This is a genomic window from Pseudomonas sp. R1-18, assembly GCF_051132095.1.
GTDB lineage: Bacteria > Pseudomonadota > Gammaproteobacteria > Pseudomonadales > Pseudomonadaceae > Aquipseudomonas.
Map to the genome: position 1 here is coordinate 4,525,325 of NZ_CP071658.1, position 21,768 is coordinate 4,547,092.

General features: G+C 59.9%; 15 protein-coding genes. 3 read left to right on the forward strand and 12 right to left on the reverse strand.

Going from position 1 to position 21,768, the window contains the following annotated elements:
• Positions 1 to 41 precede the first annotated feature (41 nt).
• Complete coding sequence (gene selO, locus J3P77_RS20560) at positions 42 to 1,505, forward strand: protein adenylyltransferase SelO (RefSeq protein WP_434678406.1); 1,464 nt, start codon at positions 42 to 44, stop codon at positions 1,503 to 1,505.
• Here the strand turns inward: selO and J3P77_RS20565 are convergent.
• From J3P77_RS20565 to J3P77_RS20575, 3 genes are all read right to left on the reverse strand, one after another.
• A complete protein-coding gene (locus tag J3P77_RS20565; RefSeq protein WP_434678407.1) occupies positions 1,489 to 2,241 on the reverse strand; it encodes a hypothetical protein in 753 nt (250 codons plus the stop codon). The two genes, selO and J3P77_RS20565, sit on opposite strands and share 17 nt — an antisense overlap.
• A gap of 58 nt (positions 2,242 to 2,299) precedes the next feature.
• Positions 2,300 to 3,160 carry a hypothetical protein gene (locus J3P77_RS20570; RefSeq protein ID WP_434678408.1) on the reverse strand — a complete coding sequence of 287 codons (861 nt, stop codon included), beginning with the start codon at positions 3,158 to 3,160 and terminating at the stop codon, positions 2,300 to 2,302.
• 783 nt (positions 3,161 to 3,943) lie between these two features.
• Positions 3,944 to 4,642, reverse strand: a complete 699-nt coding sequence (locus tag J3P77_RS20575) for an aspartate/glutamate racemase family protein (protein WP_434678409.1) — start codon at positions 4,640 to 4,642, stop codon at positions 3,944 to 3,946.
• Positions 4,643 to 4,849: 207 nt separating this feature from the next.
• Here J3P77_RS20575 and J3P77_RS20580 point away from each other — a divergent pair, with 207 nt between their 5' ends.
• Positions 4,850 to 5,257 (forward strand): PAAR domain-containing protein, encoded by a 408-nt coding sequence (locus J3P77_RS20580; RefSeq protein ID WP_434678410.1) that lies wholly within the window; start codon positions 4,850 to 4,852, stop codon positions 5,255 to 5,257.
• Between the two features lie 25 nt (positions 5,258 to 5,282).
• Here J3P77_RS20580 and J3P77_RS20585 read toward each other — a convergent pair whose 3' ends face one another.
• Entirely contained in the window at positions 5,283 to 6,062 is a 780-nt protein-coding gene (locus J3P77_RS20585; RefSeq protein ID WP_434678411.1) for a ParA family protein, read from the reverse strand.
• Between the two features lie 117 nt (positions 6,063 to 6,179).
• On the reverse strand, positions 6,180 to 7,076 hold the full coding sequence (locus J3P77_RS20590) for a LysR substrate-binding domain-containing protein (protein WP_434678412.1): 897 nt from the start codon (positions 7,074 to 7,076) through the stop codon (positions 6,180 to 6,182).
• Between the two features lie 115 nt (positions 7,077 to 7,191).
• Between J3P77_RS20590 and J3P77_RS20595 the strand changes: the two genes are divergently transcribed.
• On the forward strand, positions 7,192 to 8,460 hold the full coding sequence (locus J3P77_RS20595; RefSeq protein WP_434678413.1) for an MFS transporter: 1,269 nt from the start codon (positions 7,192 to 7,194) through the stop codon (positions 8,458 to 8,460).
• 122 nt (positions 8,461 to 8,582) lie between these two features.
• Here the strand turns inward: J3P77_RS20595 and hemE are convergent, their stop codons facing one another.
• The 7 genes from hemE to pilQ all read right to left on the reverse strand — a co-directional run bounded on the left by hemE (position 8,583) and on the right by pilQ (position 21,733).
• On the reverse strand, positions 8,583 to 9,647 hold the full coding sequence (gene hemE / locus J3P77_RS20600) for a uroporphyrinogen decarboxylase (protein ID WP_434678414.1): 1,065 nt from the start codon (positions 9,645 to 9,647) through the stop codon (positions 8,583 to 8,585).
• A 231-nt stretch (positions 9,648 to 9,878) separates the two neighbouring features.
• A complete protein-coding gene (locus tag J3P77_RS20605; protein ID WP_434678415.1) occupies positions 9,879 to 11,297 on the reverse strand; it encodes an FAD-dependent oxidoreductase in 1,419 nt (472 codons plus the stop codon).
• A gap of 141 nt (positions 11,298 to 11,438) precedes the next feature.
• Positions 11,439 to 15,884 (reverse strand): glutamate synthase large subunit, encoded by a 4,446-nt coding sequence (gene gltB / locus J3P77_RS20610; RefSeq protein WP_434678416.1) that lies wholly within the window; start codon positions 15,882 to 15,884, stop codon positions 11,439 to 11,441.
• 358 nt (positions 15,885 to 16,242) lie between these two features.
• Positions 16,243 to 17,865, reverse strand: coding sequence for an AAA family ATPase (locus J3P77_RS20615; RefSeq protein ID WP_434678417.1), 1,623 nt, complete (start codon positions 17,863 to 17,865; stop codon positions 16,243 to 16,245).
• A gap of 10 nt (positions 17,866 to 17,875) precedes the next feature.
• The gene (gene aroB, locus J3P77_RS20620; protein ID WP_434678418.1) at positions 17,876 to 18,979 is read right to left on the reverse strand and encodes a 3-dehydroquinate synthase; all 1,104 of its coding nucleotides are present in this window, start codon (positions 18,977 to 18,979) and stop codon (positions 17,876 to 17,878) included.
• 125 nt (positions 18,980 to 19,104) lie between these two features.
• Positions 19,105 to 19,623, reverse strand: coding sequence for a shikimate kinase AroK (gene aroK, locus J3P77_RS20625; RefSeq protein ID WP_434678419.1), 519 nt, complete (start codon positions 19,621 to 19,623; stop codon positions 19,105 to 19,107).
• 4 nt (positions 19,624 to 19,627) lie between these two features.
• A complete protein-coding gene (gene pilQ / locus J3P77_RS20630) occupies positions 19,628 to 21,733 on the reverse strand; it encodes a type IV pilus secretin PilQ (protein ID WP_434678420.1) in 2,106 nt (701 codons plus the stop codon).
• Between the last annotated feature and the right edge of the window lie 35 nt (positions 21,734 to 21,768).

Below are 21,768 nucleotides of genomic sequence, written 5' to 3' on the forward strand. Positions count from 1 at the left end.
AACCCCAGCAGAATGCCTGAATATTCTGCTGGAGAAGGCCCTTGAAAGCGCTCGACGAACTGATCTTCGATAATCGCTTCGCCCGCCTGGGCGATGCGTTCTCCACAACGGTCTTGCCCGAGCCCATCGCCGAGCCGCGCCTGGTGGTCGCCAGCGAGGCCGCGCTGGCGCTGCTTGATCTTGACCCTTCACAAGCCCAACTGCCGCTCTTTGCCGAACTCTTCAGCGGCCACAAGTTGTGGTCGGAAGCCGACCCGCGCGCAATGGTGTATTCCGGACACCAGTTTGGCTCCTACAACCCGCGTCTGGGCGACGGTCGCGGACTGCTGCTGGGCGAAATCTACAATGATGCAGGCGAGCACTGGGATCTGCACCTCAAAGGCGCCGGCCAGACACCCTACTCGCGCATGGGTGATGGCCGCGCGGTGCTGCGCTCGTCGATCCGCGAATTTCTTGCTTCCGAAGCCCTGCATGCACTCGGGATTCCTACCAGCCGGGCAGCCTGCGTGATCGGCTCCAGCACACCGGTGTGGCGCGAAACCCAGGAGCGGGCCGCCATGGTGCTGCGCCTGGCTCAGAGCCATGTCAGGTACGGCAGCCTCGAATATTTCTACTACACCAAACAGCCCGAACAGCTCAAAGAACTGGTCGATCACGTGTTGACCCTGCATTACCCGCAGTGCCAGGAACAACCCGAGCCCTATCTGGCGATGTTCCGGGAAATCGTCGAGCGCAACGCCGAGCTGATCGCCAAGTGGCAGGCCTACGGTTTCTGTCATGGCGTGATGAACACCGACAACATGTCGATTCTGGGCATTACTTTCGACTTCGGCCCGTTCGCCTTTCTCGACGATTTCGACCAGCACTTCATCTGCAACCATTCGGATCATGAAGGCCGATATTCCTACAGCAATCAGGTCCCGATCGCGCAGTGGAACCTCAGTGCCCTGGCGCAGGCGTTGACGCCGTTCATCAGCGTCGAGGCATTGCGCGAAGCCATCGGGCTGTTCCTGCCGCTGTACCAGACGCATTATCTGGACTTGATGCGCCGCCGCCTGGGCTTGACCAGCGCTGAAGACGGTGACGAAGAACTGGTCGGTCGACTCCTGCAGCTGATGCAGAACAGCGGCGTTGATTACACGCTCTTCTTCCGCCGCCTTGGCGACGAGCCAGCTGCAGACGCGGTACGCAAGCTGCGCGACGACTTCATCGACATCAAGGGTTTCGATGGCTGGGCGCAGGCCTACCAGGAGCGCATTGCTCGCGATGGCGACGACACCGACCAGGCACGCCAGACCCGCATGCACGCGGTCAATCCGCTTTATATCCTGCGTAACTACCTGGCGCAGAATGCGATCGAAGCCGCGGAAAAAGGCGACTACAGCGAAGTCCGTCGCCTGCACAGCGTGCTGTGCAACCCGTTTACCGAACAACCAGGCATGTCCGACTACGCCAGGCGTCCGCCGGACTGGGGCAAGCATCTGGAGATCAGCTGCTCGTCTTGATCGAACGGTCGGTGTCGGACTTTTCCACAGACTCTAACGCGACCTTGATGAAGTCTTCCGAACGGTTTCCGTTGCGCAGCACCTGGGCGATGGTTTCGAACAGAGTCTTGAACTCTTTGGAATCCGTGGGCGGTTTTTCTGCCCAGGCTTCGAGCATGCGAGTTTCGAGAGAGGGTTCATAGTCGTCCGGGTACTGCACCTGCTCGATCAAAGGTATCGATCGATATTGAGCAAGGGGCTCGGCGTAGAAAAGGTAGGGGTGATGATTGAAAACCCCTTCCTGACTGCGCCGTCCGAAATCGCTCCGCAAGCGCTGCTCGTACTCATTCGCACCACGCAGGGCCGCGTAGCGTTCATTGACCGTGAATGTATTACCCTCATCGTATGCAATCAGTACCAGTTCTTGCCTTGAAAGCTCCGAGAACGGGCTACGGACGTTATTTTCGCGATAGATAACGCTAATGTTGTACCTCACCGCTTGCTGATCGCGTGCGACCAGCTCAGGGTCAGCGCTGGGTATCCGGTCAAAGACCTTGGACACATCGCCACTGGTATATCGATCAGACCTAAGCTCCCCGCGTAAACGACCTGCAAGATCACGTAAGGCGTCGCGACTAAGCGTTTTATCCCGGACGGCCGCCCGCTCTGCGCATTCGCTGAGTTGGCGTGCCAATGTGGATATTTTTGGTGCCGCGATGTCGACCTGACTAACTGCCGGGGATACGCCAGCGGTCATATTGCGGGCTGCGGGTGCTATGGTCGTTAATGGAGCTGACGGTGACCTGTGGACGTTATCAAGAGGATACATGTGCAGTGCCCCCATCTGAGGAACTACCGTGCGGCTTAACTGGCTCGGTGGTGGTCGAGGACTTTGCGGGTTCGGGTATTTCGCTTTCCATAACAGGCAAGTGGTTCCTGTCCCGCACAACCCCGGCCAGGATCTCGAACAGAGTCTTAAACTCTCTAGAATCAGTGGGCGGCTTTTCTGCCCAGGCTTCGATCATCCAGCTTTCGAGCCTAGCCTCGTAATCCTCTGGATATCTCGCCTGTTCAATCAACGGTAAAGAGCGGTAGTGCATCAAAGGCTCGGCATAGCCGAGAAAGGGATGTTCATTAAAGGCACCTTCGAAATTGCGCCGACAGTAATTTTCCCGAAAATTTTGCTCCAGCTGATTTGCGCCAAGAAAAGCTGCATAGCGCTCGTTGATTGTGAAGGTGTCGCTTTCATCATAGAGGATCAAGACCATGTCCTCTCTCGACAACCCATGGAACGGACTCTGCAAACTCTTATCGCCAAACATAGAATTCACGTTGTAGAGGACGGCTTGATGGTCCCGATGCAGCAGCTCAGGATCATCGGCATTTGATCGGGCAAGCATCTTCGGAATATTGCCACCGACATAACGCCCGGAGCTCAATTGGTCATGTAATCGACTCGCAAGGGTCCCCAGTTCCTCGCGACTAAGCGTTTTATCCCGGACGGCCGCCCGCTCTGCGCATTCGCTCAGCTGACGCGCCAAAGTGGATATCTTCGGCGCTGATGATTCCGCTCTTTTTACGAGCGAAGCCAAATCAGACGCCTCTTCAAGAACAGCTGTAGAAGCGATTTTCGATAACCGGACTGGAGCTGGATTGATATTACTGACTGGATACATGGCGTAACTCCACAGTAATCCAGCCCGCACTGGGCATTCAGCATGGAATCCACTCAGCGCAGGCTGGACAGGCCTTATCTCATAGTGAATTCGACCGTCCACTCATGTGACGAAGGGTTCGTGTGCGTTATCTGCGCATCGCAGCGTGCACCGCCCGAAGCCTCGGCCTTTTTGTTCCATTGGGGAAGCCGCGTACCTTTACCAACTCCCATAACGTACGTTGACATGAATTGGCACGTTTTATTTCCTGCTGTATATCGCACATTTGCAATCGTAACGTCTGGAGAAAGCTTCCCATCGACGATATATCTATCAGTTCCGGCCGGAGCAACACTGATACTCGGGGCGGTTCTGGCAAACGACCGCGTCAACATCTCATTCCTGCTCTGCGGACTATAAACCGCCTCCATCTCGCTATTATTCTTGAACACAACAGTCACTTTCGGACCCGCCTGAGCGTAACCACCTACAGTGATTGCCGCGAACACTAGTGCTAAACCGATTTTGCATTTCATATGCTTGTCACATCCTTGAAGTTATCAAATGTATTGAAGATCTGATAACTACTTAGTCATGACCGCACAAATTTGGCAAGCCTCCGAAACAACCCCTCTCAGAAAGCACAGTTGACAAAAAAACCCAGCAATTGCTGGGCAAGAGTTATCAACTTTGTAGGACGTTTCTGAAAAAAAGCCCAAGACGAAAATAAATAAGTTTAGAAAAACAACAAAAATGCGCGATGAATCCCACGCCGTGCTGGAGAAGCTGACGGCACCTGGGACCTCAGCTCTGGTGCAACAGCCAATCCAGCCCCATCGCCACATGGCGCTCGGCACTGTCGATCAAGGGGAGCGGGCTTATGGCATCCGCCAAGAGCAGGCCGATTTCCGTACAACCCAGAATCGCCGCTTCGGCGCCCTGATCCCGCAGCTGTTGGAGTACGTCGAGGTAGAAGTCACGGGTGGTCGGTCGGAAGTCGCCAAGGCACAGTTCGGCAAATATTGCCCGGTCGATCTCCGCCATGGCTTCAACGTCCGGGAGCAGCACCTCAATACCGAAGTGCTGTTCCAGACGCTGGCGGTAAAAGTCCTCCTGCATGGTGAAGCGGGTGCCCAGAAGCGCGGCGCGTTTGACTCCCGAAGCCTGGAGCGCCTGGCCGACCGCATCGCCAATGTGCAACAGCGGGATATCCACCGCTGCTTCAATCGCGGATGCGACCTTGTGCATGGTATTGGTGGCCAACAACAGAGCACCGGCGCCCGCCCGCTCCAGCCTTTCGGCGACGTCGGCAAGCTGGGCTGCGGCGACATCCCATTCCCCGGCCCTCTGCAGAGCGGCAATTCCCGCAAAGTCCACGGAATAGACAAGCAGCGGTGCCGAATGCAACCCGCCAAGCGCATCGCGTATGCCCTGGTTCAGCTGCTTGTAATAAGTGGCGGTCGATTCCCAACTCATGCCGCCAATAACGCCGAGAGTTTGCATGCTGTGTATCCGGGTGGGGTCGATGTGCCAGCCTAAACCTCGTGCGTCCTTACTGCCAAGCTCAGATGTAGCCCATTTGGTAACGACGTGAAGCGCATGGCTGATTTTTCTGTAGGACTCGTCTTTAACCGCTTTCCGACCACCTCATGAAGACCGATTGGACCTAGCATCTGGTTTCCAGCACGTATATTCAGAGGACACAACGCTATGCCATATGTAGTCAGGGAAGGCGACCCGACCACCACCGGAGGTTTTGTACTGGCCGGATCGTCCACCGAAGTGATCGACCTGCGACGGGTGGCGCGGATGGGTGATCCCGTCTGGTGCCCGGCGTGCAAAAGCGTGGGTTTCATCGCTCAGGGCAACCCGACCTATATAGATGAATGCGTCGCCGTGGCGACCGACGGCCACGCAGTGCGGTGCGGCTGTCAACCTGGCAGCAACCGCCTCACTGCCTCACAGGAACATTTCAAGGCGGACATGGACGCCGCGATTCCAATTCCGGACGAGCTTGCCGAAGAGGCGCACCGGAATGCCGTGCAGATCGTGCAGTCCATCAAGGACGGCACCTATCACGCGCCGGTACTCCGGCCATTGTTTGTCGGTCTTGACTGAAGCGCCGGCCGATCCGATGCACCGGTCAGGGATGAGCGTGGGTTTCCAGCCAATGGTGCAACTCGACGAACTGCTGCGTCAGCTTGTGGCGCGGGTCGAGATGCACCAATGGCATGCTCGCCTGATGGGATTCGCGCATTTTTACCGATGCGTTGAGGTACACCGGTAGCACCGGGAGGCCTTCGGCGATCAGCTCGTCGAGCATCTGCTGCGGCAGACTGGCACGCGGCTGGAACTGGTTGACGATAATACCTTCCACTTCCAGCCGGTCATTATGGTCTTCCTTGAGGTCTTCCACCTCCTGCAACAAGCCGTACAGGGCCTGCCGGGAAAAGCTGTCGCAGTCGAACGGAATCAGAACCCGGTCCGCTGCGATCAGCGCGGAAACCGCATAAAAGTTCAGTGCCGGTGGCGTGTCCAGATAGATCCGCTCGTAGTCTTCGTCCAGCTCATCCAGCAGCTTTCGCAACTTGTTGATCTTGTGCTTGGCCTCCAGTTTCGGCTGCAGGTCGGCAAGCTCGGCGGTCGCGGTGACCACATGCAGGTTGTCGTAGGGCGTTTCATAAATATCGACATGGTTCTTCTTGCCGAAGGGCGTCGAAGACAATGTCTGCTTGAAGAAATCGGCGATGCCCATGGGGATGTCAGTGCCGGTAAGGCCCGTGAGGTACTGGGTCGAATTGGCCTGTGCATCGAGGTCGATCAGCAGGGTCCGGTAACCTTCGTTAGCGCTGACCGCTGCCAGATTGCAAGCGATGCTGGACTTGCCGACACCTCCCTTCTGATTGAACACCACGCGACGCATGAATTGCCTCCCTGATTGATGAAGAAAAGACGCAGCCTGCTGATAACAGCCTGCAATGGGCCGAGTCTAGGCAATATGCATGACAAGGGCGAGGCTACAGACAAAAACAGTGCCGCATCAAAGTCTTCCCGCGTCATGGGTCACCAGCTCCATAAATGCCCTGGCCATGGGCGACTGTTCGTCCTTGCGTCGCGCCAGCCATATCGAGCTGGTCGCGCCGGGGTCGAGCAGGGTTCGGTATACGACGCCGTCGATACGCATCCGCTGGTAGGACGCTGGCAGGACTGTCACGCCCAGACCGGCGGCGACCAGGCCGATGATGGTCATCACTTCCCCCGCTTCCTGAGTGATCAACGGACTGAAGCCTGCCGCCCGGGCCAGGCTGAGCAACTGCGCGTGCAGGCCGCTGCCGTAACTCCGGGGGAAGAATACGAAAGGCTCGGCAGCCAGCGCCGAAAGGGACAAGCCGTGCTCGCTGCCTTCCGCAAGCGGATGATCGGCGCGCAGGATCGCCACCAGCGGATCACGCAGCAGTTCGACGGCAGTCAACGAATCGGGCAGCGGCAGAGGCCGCATGATGCCGACGCGAATTGACTGGTCCTCCAGACAGGCGACGACGTCCTGGCTGGTCATTTCCTTTAGCGCCAGGTGCACGTCCGGGTAGGCCTGACGAAACGCGAAGATAGCCTGTGGAATGCTCGACGTGAACGGCGCCGACGCGGTAAAGCCGATCTTCAGCTCGCCCAGTTCACCCAGCTGCGCTCGCCGAGCGACGTCTGCAGCTTTGTCCACCTGCGCCAGCACCTGGCGCGCTTCGTCCAGAAACAGCCGGCCCGCTTCGCTCAGTTCGACACGCCGATTGGTCCGCTCGAACAGACGTGCGCCCAATTGCTGTTCAAGCGCCTGAATCTGCTGACTCAATGGCGGTTGAGAAATTCCCAGCGACTGAGCCGCACGTCCGAAGTGAAGTTCTTCGGCGACAGCAATGAAATACCGCAGATGGCGCAATTCCATGACTTCCCCATTGAGTCGTTTTACATATCAAACAGGTCGAACAATATATTGGATCGCATCATTAACCGGCTATATGCTTTTCCCTGTTCTGCCTTGTCCAGCCTTGAGGTTTACCGTGAACCCCGTGCACGCACCGCTTGCCGCCGACCAACAGCCCTCGACGGCCAAAGCTTCCGTTCCGCTCGATGACCGCCACATCGAAAAGGACACGCCCCTATTCAAGCGCACGGTGTTGGCCCTGTTTGCCGGCGGGTTTTCGACTTTCACTCTGCTGTACTGCGTGCAGCCCATGATGCCGCTGCTCTCTCAGGAGTTTTCGATCAATGCGGCCGAGAGCAGCCTGATCCTGTCAGTCGCCACGGCAATGCTGGCGATCGGTCTGCTGATCACGGGGCCCATCTCCGACCGGCTGGGCCGCAAGCCCGTGATGGTGCTGGCGCTGTTCTGCGCAGCGCTGGCAACTCTGGCCAGCGCCCTTATGCCAACCTGGGAAACCGTGCTGGCGACTCGCGCCCTGGTCGGGCTTTCGCTCAGTGGTCTGGCGGCAGTAGCGATGACTTACTTGAGCGAAGAAATTCACCCGGCCCACCTGGGATTGGCGATGGGGCTGTACATCGGCGGTAGCGCAGTGGGAGGCATGAGCGGCAGGCTGATCGCGGGCGTGATGATCGATTACGTCAGCTGGCATGTGGCGATGTTGGTCGTGGGCGGTCTTGCACTGATTGCAGCCGTGGCGTTCTGGAAGATGCTTCCGGAGTCGCGCAACTTCCGCGCTCGCTCGCTGCATCCGCGCAGTCTGCTGGATGGCTTCGTGGTCCAGTTTCGTGACGCCGGTTTGCCGCTGCTGTTCCTGATGGGTTTTCTGTTGATGGGCGCATTCGTCACGCTCTTCAATTACATCGGCTATCGGTTGCTGGCCGAACCGTACCATTTGAGTCAGGCAGTAGTGGGCGTGTTTTCGGTGGTGTATCTGTCGGGAATCTACAGCTCGGCGAAAATCGGCTCGCTCGCCGACCGACTGGGGCGACGCAAAGTGCTCTGGGCGGTCATCGTCCTGATGCTGGTGGGTCTGGGCCTGACACTGCTATCGCCATTACCGTTGGTGGTGATCGGGGTATTGATCTTCACCTTTGGCTTCTTCGGCGCACATTCGGTGGCCAGCAGCTGGGTCGGCCGCCGCGCCACCAAAGCACGCGGTCAGGCGTCCTCGCTGTATCTGTTCTGTTATTACGCAGGTTCAAGCGTGGCGGGCACCGGCGGCGGGGTGTTCTGGCATTACGCAGGGTGGAACGGAATCGGGCTGTTCGTCGGCGTGCTGTTGGTGATCGCCCTTGGCGTGGCGCTGCGGCTGGCGAAGTTGCAGCCGCTGTCTATCAACGCCTGACCCCTGTGGGAGCGGACTTGTCCGCGAAGGCATCGGTACAGTCGCAACATGTGCGTCATTTTTACCTACGTATTCGCGGACAAGTCCGCTCCCACAACGTCCGCGCCTGCAGGCTCGGTCCGTTACTGGTGATACTGCGCCGACAACTCATGCACGGCTTCGATGAAAGCACCGGCATTGGCTGGGTCGACCTCTGGGGTGATGCCGTGGCCGAGGTTGAAGACGTGGCCGGTGCCGCTGCCGTAGCTGGCAAGGATACGCGCCACTTCCTGGCGAATCGCCGCAGGGCGAGCGTAAAGCACGGTCGGGTCCATGTTGCCTTGCAGGGCGACCTGACCACCGACACGTCGACGCGCTTCACCGATATCGCAGGTCCAGTCCAGGCCCAACGCGTCGGCGCCAGCGTCGGCGATGCTTTCCAGCCACAGACCACCACCTTTGGTGAACAGAATGACCGGCACCTTGCGACCGTCGTGCTCGCGGATCAGACCGCTGACGATCTTGCGCATGTACGCCAGGGAAAACTCCTGATAAGCCGCCGACGACAGGCTGCCGCCCCAGCTGTCGAAAATCTGCACCGCCTGAGCGCCAGCGAGGATCTGGCCATTCAGGTAGGAAGTCACCGACTGCGCCAGCTTGTCCAGCAACAGGTGCATCGCCTGCGGGTTGTCGTAGAGCATCGCCTTGGACTTGCGGAAGTCCTTGGACGAGCCGCCTTCGACCATGTAAGTCGCCAGTGTCCACGGGCTGCCGGAGAAGCCAATCAGGGGCACTCGGCCATTGAGCTCACGGCGAATGGTGCTGACCGCGTCCATCACGTAGCCCAGATCCTGACGCGGATCGGGGATCGGCAGCGCTTCGATGTCCGCCAGCGTTGTGACGGTCTTCTTGAAGCGCGGACCTTCGCCGGTCTCGAAATAAAGACCCAGACCCATCGCGTCGGGGATAGTCAGGATGTCGGAAAACAGGATCGCGGCATCGAGCGGATAACGCTCCAGCGGCTGCAGCGTGACTTCGCAGGCGAACTCCGGGTTCTTGCACAGGCTCATGAAGTCGCCGGCCTTCGCACGGCTGGCGCGGTATTCCGGCAGGTAACGGCCCGCCTGACGCATCATCCATACCGGCGTGACGTCGACGGGTTGCTTGAGCAGGGCGCGAAGGAAACGGTCGTTCTTCAGGGCAGTCATGTCGGCATCCGCAAAAAAAGTGCCGGCATTTTCTCAGAGAGCGACCTAAAAGGCACGGCGGATGCGGTTTCTTTTATCTATCGGGGCGATTTGTCGCGCTTGCCAGCATGGACACCGCTGGCCCCGTAGGAGCGAGCTTGCTCGCGAAGAGGCCAGTACAACCGCAACATTTGCGTCGTCTGGAAACAAGTCTTCGCGGACTAGTCCGCTCCTACAGGGCGCCGGGCTTGATCAGACGCCCAGGTAATCCAGAATCCCTTCAGCCGCGTTGCGGCCTTCGAAGATCGCGGTAACCACCAGGTCCGACCCGCGCACCATGTCGCCGCCGGCGAAGATTTTCGGGTTGCTGGTCTGGTGCTTGAACGGCGCCAGCTCGGGTGCGATCACGCGGCCCTGGCTGTCGGTGTTGATCGAAAACTGCTCGAACCACGGCGCCGGGCTCGGACGGAAGCCGAAAGCGATCACCACGGCGTCCGCCGGGATGATCTCTTCGGAGCCGGGAATCGGTTCCGGGCTGCGCCGACCACGGGCGTCCGGCTCGCCGAGACGGGTCTCGACCACTTTCACGCCTTCGACCTTGTCCTCGCCGACAATGGCGATGGGCTGGCGGTTGTAGAGGAACTTCACGCCCTCTTCCTTAGCGTTCTTCACTTCCTTGCGCGAACCGGGCATGTTTTCTTCGTCACGGCGATAGGCGCAGGTAACCGATTTGGCGCCCTGACGAATCGACGTCCGATTGCAGTCCATCGCGGTATCACCGCCACCCAGAACCACGACACGCTTGCCTTTCATGTCGACGAAATCTTCCGGCGACTTTTCGAAGCCCAGATTGCGGTTGACGTTGGCGATCAGGAAATCCAGTGCGTCATGTACGCCTGGAAGCTCTTCGCCAGGGAAACCGCCCTTCATGTAGGTGTAGGTGCCCATGCCCATGAATACGGCATCGTACTCTTCGAGCAGTTGGTCGACGGTGATGTCCTTGCCGATTTCGGTATTGAGACGAAACTCGATGCCCATGCCGGTGAAGACTTCACGGCGGTTGCTCAAGACCGACTTTTCAAGCTTGAACTCGGGAATACCGAAGGTCAGCAGGCCGCCGATTTCAGGGTTCTTATCGAACACCACGGGCGACACACCGGCACGCACCAGTACGTCGGCACAGCCCAGGCCGGCGGGACCGGCGCCGATGATGGCGACGCGCTTGCCGGTCGGTACGACCTTGGACATGTCCGGACGCCAGCCCATCGCAAAAGCGGTGTCGGCGATGTACTTCTCGACCGAGCCGATAGTCACCGCGCCGAAGCCGTCGTTCAAGGTGCAGGCACCTTCACACAGACGATCCTGGGGGCACACGCGACCGCAGACTTCCGGCAGGGTGTTGGTCTGATGCGACAGCTCGGCGGCGGCCAGGATGTTGCCCTCGGCCACCAGCTTGAGCCAGTTGGGAATGAAGTTGTGTACCGGGCACTTCCATTCGCAATACGGGTTGCCGCAACCCAGGCAGCGATGCGCCTGGTCAGCGGACTGCTGGGGCTTGAAAGGTTCGTAGATTTCCACGAACTCCTTCTTGCGTTGACGCAGCAGTTTCTTCTTCGGATCTTTACGCCCGACATCGATGAACTGGAAGTCGTTACTGAGACGTTCAGCCATGGGTGTTGCCTCGTTGCGGCAGCTTCAAGCTACAAGCTTCAAGCTGCAAAAAATCGAATTCGCAGGCATTCGCGCACTGCCGTTAACTTGCGGCTTGCAGCTTCCCGCTTGAAGCTGCAGTCATTGCCGCTTGCAGCCGCCTTACTGTGGGTTCGCCCGGGTGCTGGAGAGCAGCGACTTGAGGTTGGCAGCCTTGGGCTTGACCAGCCAGAAACGACGCAGGTAGTCATCCAGGTTCTCCGCCAGGTTGCGACCCCACTCACTGTCGGTTTCGGTGACGTACTCGTTCAGAACGCTCTGCAGGTGAGTGCGATAAGCCTCCATCGCTTCCCCGCTGATGCGCTGGATCTCGACCAGCTCGTGGTTGACCCGGTCAACGAAGGTGTTGTCCTGATCAAGCACGTAGGCGAAACCGCCGGTCATGCCCGAGCCGAAGTTGTAGCCGGTCTTGCCCAGCACACAGACGAAGCCGCCAGTCATGTATTCGCAGCAGTGATCGCCAGTGCCTTCCACGACCGCATGCGCACCGGAGTTACGCACCGCGAAACGCTCGCCCGCCGTGCCCGCGGCAAACAGCTTGCCGCCGGTGGCGCCGTACAGGCAGGTGTTGCCCACGATAGCGCTTTCGTTAGTCTTGAACGGGCTGCCCTTGGGCGGCACGATCACCAGTTTGCCGGCGGTCATGCCCTTGCCGACGTAGTCGTTGGCATCGCCTTCCAGATACATGTGCAGACCGCCAGCGTTCCAGACGCCGAAGCTCTGACCGGCAGTGCCCTTGAAGCGGAAGGTGATCGGCGCCTTGTTCATGCCCTGGTTGCCATGCAGCCTGGCGATCTCACCGGAAATCCGCGCGCCGATGGAACGGTCGCAGTTGCAGATATCCAGCTCGTACTCGCCGCCACTCAGCGACTCGATGGCCGGTTTGGCCAGCTCGACCATCTTCTCGGCGAGCAAACCCTTGTCGAACGGTGGGTTGCGGTCCACCAGACTGAACTGAGGCTTGTCGGCCGGAATGTGATCGCTGCCCAGCAACGGTGTAAGGTCCAGGTGCTGCTGCTTCTCGGTTTCGCCCGGCAGAATATCCAGCAGGTCGGTACGACCGATCAGCTCTTCGAGCGAGCGAACGCCCAGTTTCGCCAGCCACTCGCGGGTTTCTTCCGCCACGTAGGTGAAGAAGTTGATCACCATGTCGACGGTGCCGATGTAGTGATCCTTGCGCAGCTTGTCGTTCTGGGTCGCGACGCCGGTAGCGCAGTTGTTCAGATGGCAGATACGCAGGTATTTGCAGCCCAGCGCGATCATTGGCGCAGTGCCGAAGCCGAAGCTTTCAGCGCCGAGAATCGCAGCCTTGATCACGTCCAGGCCGGTTTTCAGGCCGCCGTCGGTCTGCACCCGCACCTTGCCGCGCAAGTCATTGCCGCGCAGCGTCTGGTGAGTTTCGGCCAGGCCCAGTTCCCACGGCGCGCCAGCGTACTTGATAGACGTCAGCGGCGAAGCGCCGGTACCGCCATCGTAGCCGGAGATGGTGATCAGGTCGGCGTAAGCCTTGGCCACGCCTGCGGCGATAGTACCAACGCCTGCTTCCGCAACCAGCTTGACCGAAACCAGCGCAGCCGGATTGACCTGCTTGAGGTCGAAGATCAGCTGTGACAGGTCCTCGATCGAGTAGATGTCGTGGTGCGGCGGTGGCGAGATCAGTGTCACACCCGGTACGGCGTAGCGCAGCTTGGCGATCAGGCCGTTGACCTTGCCGCCCGGCAACTGGCCGCCTTCACCCGGCTTGGCACCCTGGGCCACCTTGATCTGCAGCACGTCGGCGTTGACCAGATATTCCGGTGTTACGCCAAAACGGCCGGTCGCGATCTGCTTGATCTTGGAACTGCGGATCGTGCCGTAGCGCGACGGATCTTCGCCGCCCTCGCCCGAGTTGGAACGCGCGCCAAGGCGGTTCATCGCTTCAGCCAGTGCTTCGTGGGCTTCCGGCGACAACGCGCCGAGGGAAATCCCGGCGGAGTCGAAGCGCTTGAGGATCTCGGTCAGAGGCTCGATCTCGTCGATAGCCAGCGGCTGGTCGAGGGTCTTGACCTGAAACAGGTCACGGATCATCGAAACCGGACGCTTGTCCACCAGCGCGGTGTATTCCTTGAACTTGCTGTAATCGCCCTGCTGCACGGCGGCCTGCAGGGTGGCGACCACGTCCGGGTTATAGGCGTGGTATTCACCGCCGAACACGAACTTGAGCAGACCACCTTGCTGAATCGGCTTGCGCGGGCTCCAGGCTTCGGCGGCAAGCGCCTTCTGCTCGGCTTCCAGATCGACGAAACGCGCGCCTTTCAGGCGGCTCGGCACACCACGGAAGCTGGTGTTGCAGACTTCTTCGGACAGGCCGATGGCTTCGAACAGTTGTGCGCCGCGATAGGACGCGATGGTCGAGATACCCATCTTCGACAGGATCTTGAGCAGGCCCTTGGTGATGCCCTTGCGGTAGTTCTTGAAGACTTCGTACAGGTCGCCCAGCACTTCGCCGGTGCGGATCAGGTCGCCCAGCACTTCATAGGCCAGGAACGGATAGACCGCCGAAGCGCCGAAGCCGATCAGCACGGCGAAATGGTGCGGGTCACGCGCCGTCGCCGTTTCGACCAGGATGTTGCTGTCACAGCGCAGGCCCTGTTCGGTCAGGCGGTGGTGAACCGCGCCGACCGCCAGTGACGCGTGCGCAGGCAGCTTGCCCGGCGCGATATGACGGTCGCTCAGGACGATCAGCGTACGACCGGCACGCACGGCTTCTTCAGCCTGATCCGCGATGTTGCGGATAGCGGCTTCAAGGCCCATGTGCTCGTCGTAGTTCAGGTCGATGATGTGCCGCTCGAAACCAGGCCGCTCCAGGTTCATCAGCGAACGCCACTTGGCTGGAGAAATGACCGGCGAGCTGAGGATGACGCGCGAGGCATGCTCAGGCGACTCCTGGAAGATGTTGCGCTCGGCGCCTAGGCAGATTTCCAGCGACATGACGATGGCTTCGCGCAGCGGGTCGATCGGCGGGTTGGTCACCTGCGCGAACTGCTGACGGAAGTAGTCGTAAGGCGAACGCACGCGACGCGACAGCACCGCCATCGGCGTGTCGTCGCCCATGGAGCCGACCGCTTCCTGGCCTTGCTCGCCCAGCGGCCGCAATACCTGATCACGCTCTTCGTACGTGACCTGATACATCTTCATGTATTGCTTGAGCTGGTCGCTGTTATAGAAAGCCGAACCGTGGTCGTTGTCTTCCATGGTTGCCTGGATGCGCAACGCGCTCTTGCGCAGCCATTGTTTGTACGGGTGGCGCGACTTCAGGCGGTTATCAATGGCATCGGTGTCGAGGATCTGTCCGGTTTCGGTGTCCACCGCAAAGATCTGACCCGGACCGACGCGACCTTTGGCGATCACGTCTTCAGGCTTGTAATCCCACACGCCGATTTCTGACGCCAGGGTGATGTAGCCGTTGGTGGTGGTGACCCAGCGCGCCGGGCGCAGGCCGTTGCGGTCGAGCAGGCAGACTGCGTGGCGACCTTCGGTCATCACGATCCCGGCCGGGCCGTCCCACGGCTCCATGTGCATGGAGTTGTATTCGTAAAAGGCGCGCAGATCCGGGTCCATAGTCTCGACGTTCTGCCACGCTGGCGGAATGATCATACGCACGCCACGGAACAGGTCGATGCCGCCTGTGACCATCAGTTCGAGCATGTTGTCCATGCTCGACGAGTCGGAACCCACGCGGTTGACCAGCGGGCCGAGCTCTTCCAGATCCATCAGATCGTTGGTGAACTTGGTGCGGCGCGCCTGTGCCCAGTTGCGGTTACCGGTAATGGTGTTGATCTCGCCGTTGTGCGCGAGCAGGCGGAACGGCTGAGCCAGCGGCCATTTCGGCAGGGTGTTGGTCGAGAAACGCTGGTGAAACACGCAGATCGCGGTCTGCAGGCGCTCGTCGCTCAGGTCCGGGAAGAAGGCCGTCAGGTCGGCCGGCATCATCAAGCCTTTATAGATGATGGTCTTGTGCGAAAAGCTGCAGATGTAGTGATCGGTATCGGCGGCGTTGGACACCGAGGAACGGCGACGTGCGCTGAACAGCTTGATCGCGAATTCCTGATCACTCAGACCTTCGCCACCGATGAACACCTGTTCGATCTTGGGCAGGCGCTCCAGGGCCAGACGGCCGAGCACGCTGGTATCGACAGGCACCTGACGCCAGCCGATCAGATCCAGGCCTTCGGCCAGGATTTCGCGGTTCATGTTTTCGCGGGCAGCTTCGGCGCGGGCATCGTCCTGATTGAGGAACACCATGCCCACGGCATATTGGCGCGGCAGATCAGCGCCCAGGTGTTCCTTGGCGACTGCGCGCAGGAAGGCATCGGGCTTCTGAATCAACAGGCCGCAACCATCGCCGGTCTTGCCGTCGGCGTTGATCCCACCACGGTGGGTCATGCAGGTCAGGGCTTGGATCGCCGTCTGCAACAGGTGATGACTGGGCTCGCCCTGCATATGAGCGATCAGGCCGAAGCCGCAGTTATCCTTGAATTCATCTGGTTGGTACAGACCTGCTTTCATAGACACTTTCTCACCAGGCTGCCTCTATCAGAGGCTTTTCCTTTTTAATTCAACCACTTACTTGTCGCGCCGAACGGTCGCCAGCTTTGGACAGGCAAAACGGAGGTCATTGTACACAGCGACACATAGGCCCACAAATTTTACGACGAATAGCCGATGATATTTGTCGCATTTCTGAAGGTTTTAGAGTGCACCGCCGTGCTAGTCAAAATAAATCTTTGAAATCTGACCGAAGCGAAGAGGACTTCTGAGCGTTTGTGACGCAGACGCCACAAGGCGCACCACCCAGAGGCGGTACGCTCAAGCGGGTAAAATCAGGGGTTGCCGGGTGAGCGGCCTGGATAAGGCCGCTGCGACTTCAGCGGGTGGCGCCCAGCTCTTGTTGGATGCTGGCGACAGTACGAGGCCAAGGTTTACCAGCCTGAACCTTGGCTGGCAAGACCTTGATGGCTGCCAGTGCAGCAGCTCGGTCGGAAAAGTTACCGTAAGTCACGACATACAGAGGCTTGCCCTGCAGGGTTTTCTTGAAATAACGGTACTCGCCGCCCTGCTCCGCCACGTAGGCCTGAGCGGTGGCTTCGGAACTGGTGCCAAGAATCTGCACCACATAATGCCCCGGCGCCTGACCGCTGTACCAGTTACCACCAGCAGCCGGTTTGGCAGCCGCAGGTTTTTCGGCGGGTTTTGGCGCGGGCTTGGCGGTCGCCACCTGAGTCGGCGCCTGAGCAGGAGCCGGCCTTGCCGCTGGAGCGGCTTGCGGTGCAGCGGCCGGTGCCGGAATCGACGAACGGGGAGCCTGAGCCGCTGCCTGACCCGCCGGGACGCCGGCAGGCGGAGCAGTTGTGGTCACGGTCGGAGGCTGAGCCGGCGAACCGGTCGGCACTGCGTCTTCTTCGCCGATATCCCCGCCCTCGCCACTGGAGGCCTCGGCCAATGGGCCGCGCATCACCGGTTGAGAATTACCGACCAACGGCAACGGCATAGGTTGCGAATTGCCCGCGAACTCGATGGCCGGCCCGCCGTTGTTCGATTGCTGCGCGGCTGGCGTGCCCTGACCCAGCGGCAATTGTGCCTGGGCAGTGGCAGGAGCATCGGCTGGCGTCTTGTCGCCACGACCCGGGATCAGCACAGCGGCTGCCACGGCGACGACTACGACTGCGCCTAAAGCCAATACGTGTTTTTTCGGCATGTTGAACCCCACACTTGGACGTTTGACCGCAGAGCGACTCGCGATCATCGCCTCGATCATTGAATCCCGGGCGACCTGATTGATTGCTCCAGGCCAGCCGTCGGATTGTTCATGGATATCGGTAATCTGCTCGGCCGAGAACAGAGCAATGGACTGCCCTGCGCCTTCCAGCCGTTGCGCCAGGTATTCCCTGGTTTCTTCTTCCGTGTAGGGTTGCAGCTCGATAACGTGAAAGCGCTCGCCTTCAACATCTCCCTGCAAGGCGGCACATAGCTGGTCCAGACGGTCGAGCAGCGATGGCTCGCCGAACAGGAACACGTGCGGGCGGCCTTCCGGCGTACCTTCGGCCAGACCCAGCAACGCTTCGAGCGCCGAATCGCCCAGTTGTTCCGCATCGTCCACCAGCAGATAGACTTCCTGGCCGGTCAGCCCCAGCTGCACGACCTGGGCAAGAATCGCCTGCATTTCCGCGTGAGCAACGCTCAGCCCCTGTGCGACCTGTTGCAGCACGCCGGCCGCATCGCTTGCGCCGCGTGCTGATACCACAACGCTCTGCACCGACTGTTTGTTGGTGCTGGCGACCAGCGCCTGACGCAGCAAGGTCTTGCCGCTGCCCTGCGGCCCGGTGACCGCGAGAAGCAACTGGCTGTAGCGCGCCAGGTGGTGAAGCTGACCCAGCACCGGCTTGCGCTGGGCGGGGAAGAATTTAAAGCCAGGTACCCGCGCCGCAAAGGGGTCATGACTCAACTGATAATGACCGAGGAAGGCCTCGTCGGCATGCAAACTAGTCATGGAGTTTCCGTTAACCTCTAAGCTGATCCACCAGGGCGCGGTAATCCGCAACCAGAGTGGCCTGTAGTACTTCTTTTGGATAATCGTCCGTGACAACTGCTTCGCCCATCTGGCGCAGGAGCACCAGACGCAGACGTCCGTCGATGACTTTCTTGTCTACCGCCATGTGTTCGAGGAAGTGCTCTTCCGTCATTTCCTGAGGTGGCACCACCGGCAGCCCGGCGCGCTGTAACAGACGAATGCCGCGATCACGCTCCTGCGGGGTAATCCAGCCCAGACGCGAGGACATTTCCAGCGCCATGACGGTGCCCGCGGCAACCGCTTCGCCGTGCAGCCAGACACCATATCCCATATGCGTCTCGATGGCGTGCCCGAACGTATGCCCCAGATTCAACGTGGCCCGGACTCCGGACTCACGCTCATCGGCACCAACCACCAGCGCTTTCGCAGCGCAGGAACGCTGAATGGCAACAGTCAGCGCTGCCTGGTCCAGACCGCGCAGCTGGTCGACATGCTCTTCCAGCCAGCCCAGGAACGGCTCGTCGCAGATCAGGCCGTACTTGATGACTTCCGCCAGCCCGGCGGACAGCTCACGTTCGGGCAGCGAATTGAGCGTGGTGGTATCGATCAGCACAACCGCAGGCTGATAGAACGCACCTATCATGTTCTTGCCCAGCGGATGATTGACGCTGGTCTTGCCACCGACCGAAGAGTCCACCTGCGACAGTAGCGTGGTGGGAATCTGAATGAAATTCACGCCGCGCTGATAACACGCCGCAGCGAACCCGGCCATGTCGCCGATCACGCCGCCGCCCAAGGCGATCACCGTGGTGCGGCGATCATGGCGGGCGGTCAGCAGGCCGTCGAAAATGGTCTGCAGGGTTTCCCAGTTCTTGAAGGCTTCGCCATCCGGCAACACGATTGGCAACACGTTGTAGCCAGCCAGCGTTCGGGTCAGGCGCTCAAGATACAAAGGCGCCACTGTCGTGTTGGAAACGATCGCCACCTGCCGCCCAACGATATGCGGGGTCAGGAGTTCGGGACGATCCAGCAGGCCTTCGCCAATATGGATCGGATAGCTACGCTCACCAAGGTCGACCTTCAGAGTCTGCATGTTTCCCCGCATTGATTACGAATGGGCGTTGGCGCAGCGTTCGTGCGCCCGGACGGTGGGTGGCACACGCCACCAACCGCCCCGGTTTTATTGGTCGCCGAGGATAGCGCATTTTCGTCTGCGCTTTAACGGGGAGGAAGCTCTGCCAGTCGTGCGAGGATGTCCATAACGACCATACGCGGTGGCCGTTCATCGGTTTCAACCACCAGATCGGCGATCTCGCGATACAGCGGGTCCCGAATCGCCAGCAGTTCGCTCAGTACCTTGGCCGGATCGGCCGTACGCAGCAGTGGCCGATTGCGATCCCGCGCGGTGCGTCCGACCTGCTGTTCGACAGAGGCGTGCAGATAGACCACACGTCCGCCAGCGTGAAGAGCCTGGCGGTTTTCGCTGCGCATGACTGCGCCGCCTCCGGTCGCCAGTACCACGCCGTCGGCTTCGCACAGCTCTGCGAGCATCGCCTGTTCGCGATCACGGAAGCCCAGTTCGCCTTCCTTGTCGAAAATCCAGGGAATATTGGCGCCGGTCCGCAATTCGATTTCCTTGTCGGAATCCTTGAATGGCAGCCGCAGCTCTTTGGCAAGCAAACGGCCGATGGTGCTCTTGCCAGCACCCATCGGCCCTACGAGTATTAAATTTCGCACAGAATCAACGACTCACCGCAATCGCCTGGTTGTTCATGATACGCGGAGTCAGAAATACCAGCAGCTCGGATTTGGCTTCTGACACCACGTCACGCCGGAAAAGGCGGCCAACATACGGCACATCGCCGAGAAATGGCACTTTCTCGACAACTTTACTTTGCGTATTGGAGAACACGCCCCCGATCACGATAGTCTCGCCGTCGGAAATCAGCACCTTGGCGTTGACCTCGTTCTTGCGGATCGGAGGCACACCCAGCACCGCGTTCAGGTAGTCCGGCTCGTCCTTGGTGACCTTGACCTCCATGATGATGCGGTTGTCCGGGGTGATCTGCGGGGTCACTTCCAGCGACAGCGACGCCTCCTTGAAACTCACGGTCGTCGCGCCGCTGGAGCTGGATTCCTGGTAAGGAATCTCGGTGCCTTTCAGGATCTTGGCGGTTTCCTTGTCGGAAGTAACCACCTTGGGTTGCGAGACGATTTCGCCGTTACCGGTTTTCTCCATCGCGCTCAGCTCCAGGTCCAGCAACGTGTTGTTGGTCACGAAACCCAGACCAATCCCGGAGGTTGCGTCGGGAGCACCCAGATCGACGAAGGGCACGTTGGCGCCGATATCACTACCAGTGTTGCCGCCTTCGTCGCCATTGTTGTCCAGGCCGTAGGTATTCCAGTTGCTGCCACCCTTGAGGTTGGTCGACCCGCCCCAGCGCACACCCAACTGCTTGTCGTAATCGACGTTGGCTTCGACGATCCGCGCCTCGATCATCACCTGGCGCACCGGAATATCCAGCTGCGAGACGATACGGCGCAGTTCGTCGAGGCGGTCCTGCGTCTGATAAGCAATGATGTTGTTGGTGCGCTCGTCGACTGTGATCGAGCCACGCTCATCGGTCTGGCTCTCCGCGCTGGTGACCGACTGGAACAGCTTGGCGATGTCGGCCGCCTTGGCATAGTTGACCTGCAACAGCTCACGGCGCAGCGGCGCCAGTTCGGCGATCTGCTTGAGCGACTCCAGTTCCTGACGCTCGCGGGCAGCGATTTCGTCGGCCGGCGCGACCAGCAGAACGTTACCGACCTTGCGCTTGTCGAGGCCTTTGGTCTTGAGCACCAGATCCAGCGCCTGATCCCAAGGCACGTTCTGCAGACGCAGCGTGATACCGCCTTGAACCGTGTCACTGGCTACCAGGTTCAGGTTGGTGAAATCGGCGATCAACTGCAGCACCGAACGCACATCGATGTCCTGGAAGTTGAGCGACAGTTTTTCCCCGGTATAGACCGGCTTGTCCGCCGCGCGACGGTCCACGTCCTCGTTGGTGAGCGGGCGCACGCTGATGGTCAGCTTGTTTTCAGTCTGAAACGCCGAATAGTCGTACGCACCCGACGGCTCGATGGTGATGCTCGCTTTGTCGCCGGCAGTGGTAGCGTTGACGAACTGCACCGGTGTGGCGAAATCCTTGACGTCCAGACGTACCCGCAACGGGTCCGGCAGAAGCGTCTTGGCGAAGTCCACGCGGATCTTGCCGCCTTGCTCCTGAATGTCCGGCGCGATGCTGGCGTTGCTCAGCTCGATGACCACGTTGCCTTCGCCAAGCTCGCCGCGCTGGAAATCCACATTGCGGATCGCCTTGGCGCCTGCCGGCACATAAGGCCTAGAGGCAGCTGGCGCGGGTGTCGGAGTGGCGACTCGCGGCGCGCCCATCGCCGTCGATGGCTGGGAAGCCTGGGCCGCCGCCGCGCCCTGGCCGATCACCACGAACAGATTGTTGCCCTCGACCCGCGTGCTGTAGGCCGACAAGGTGGTCAGGTTGATGATGATCCGCGTCCGGTCCTGAGCCTGAACGACCACCACGCTGCGCGCATTGCCCGAGCCCAGCTCGCGGCTTCTGGTGGCCAACTGGCTGGTAACGCCCGGCAGGTCCAGCGCGATCCGCGCCGGCTCCTGAGTGGTGTAACCCCGCGGTGCCGGGACCGGCGCGTCGAAGGACAGCTTGAGTTCGATCCGGTCGCCCGGTAACGCCGCCACATCCAGTGTCTTGAGCGCGGCAGCCTGGAGAGCCGGCGATATCATCGCCATCCAGAGCGAAGCGCCGATGATCGAAAGAATCCTGGTCATGGTCGGTTTCCGTTTTGCGGTGTTAAGCATGCTTG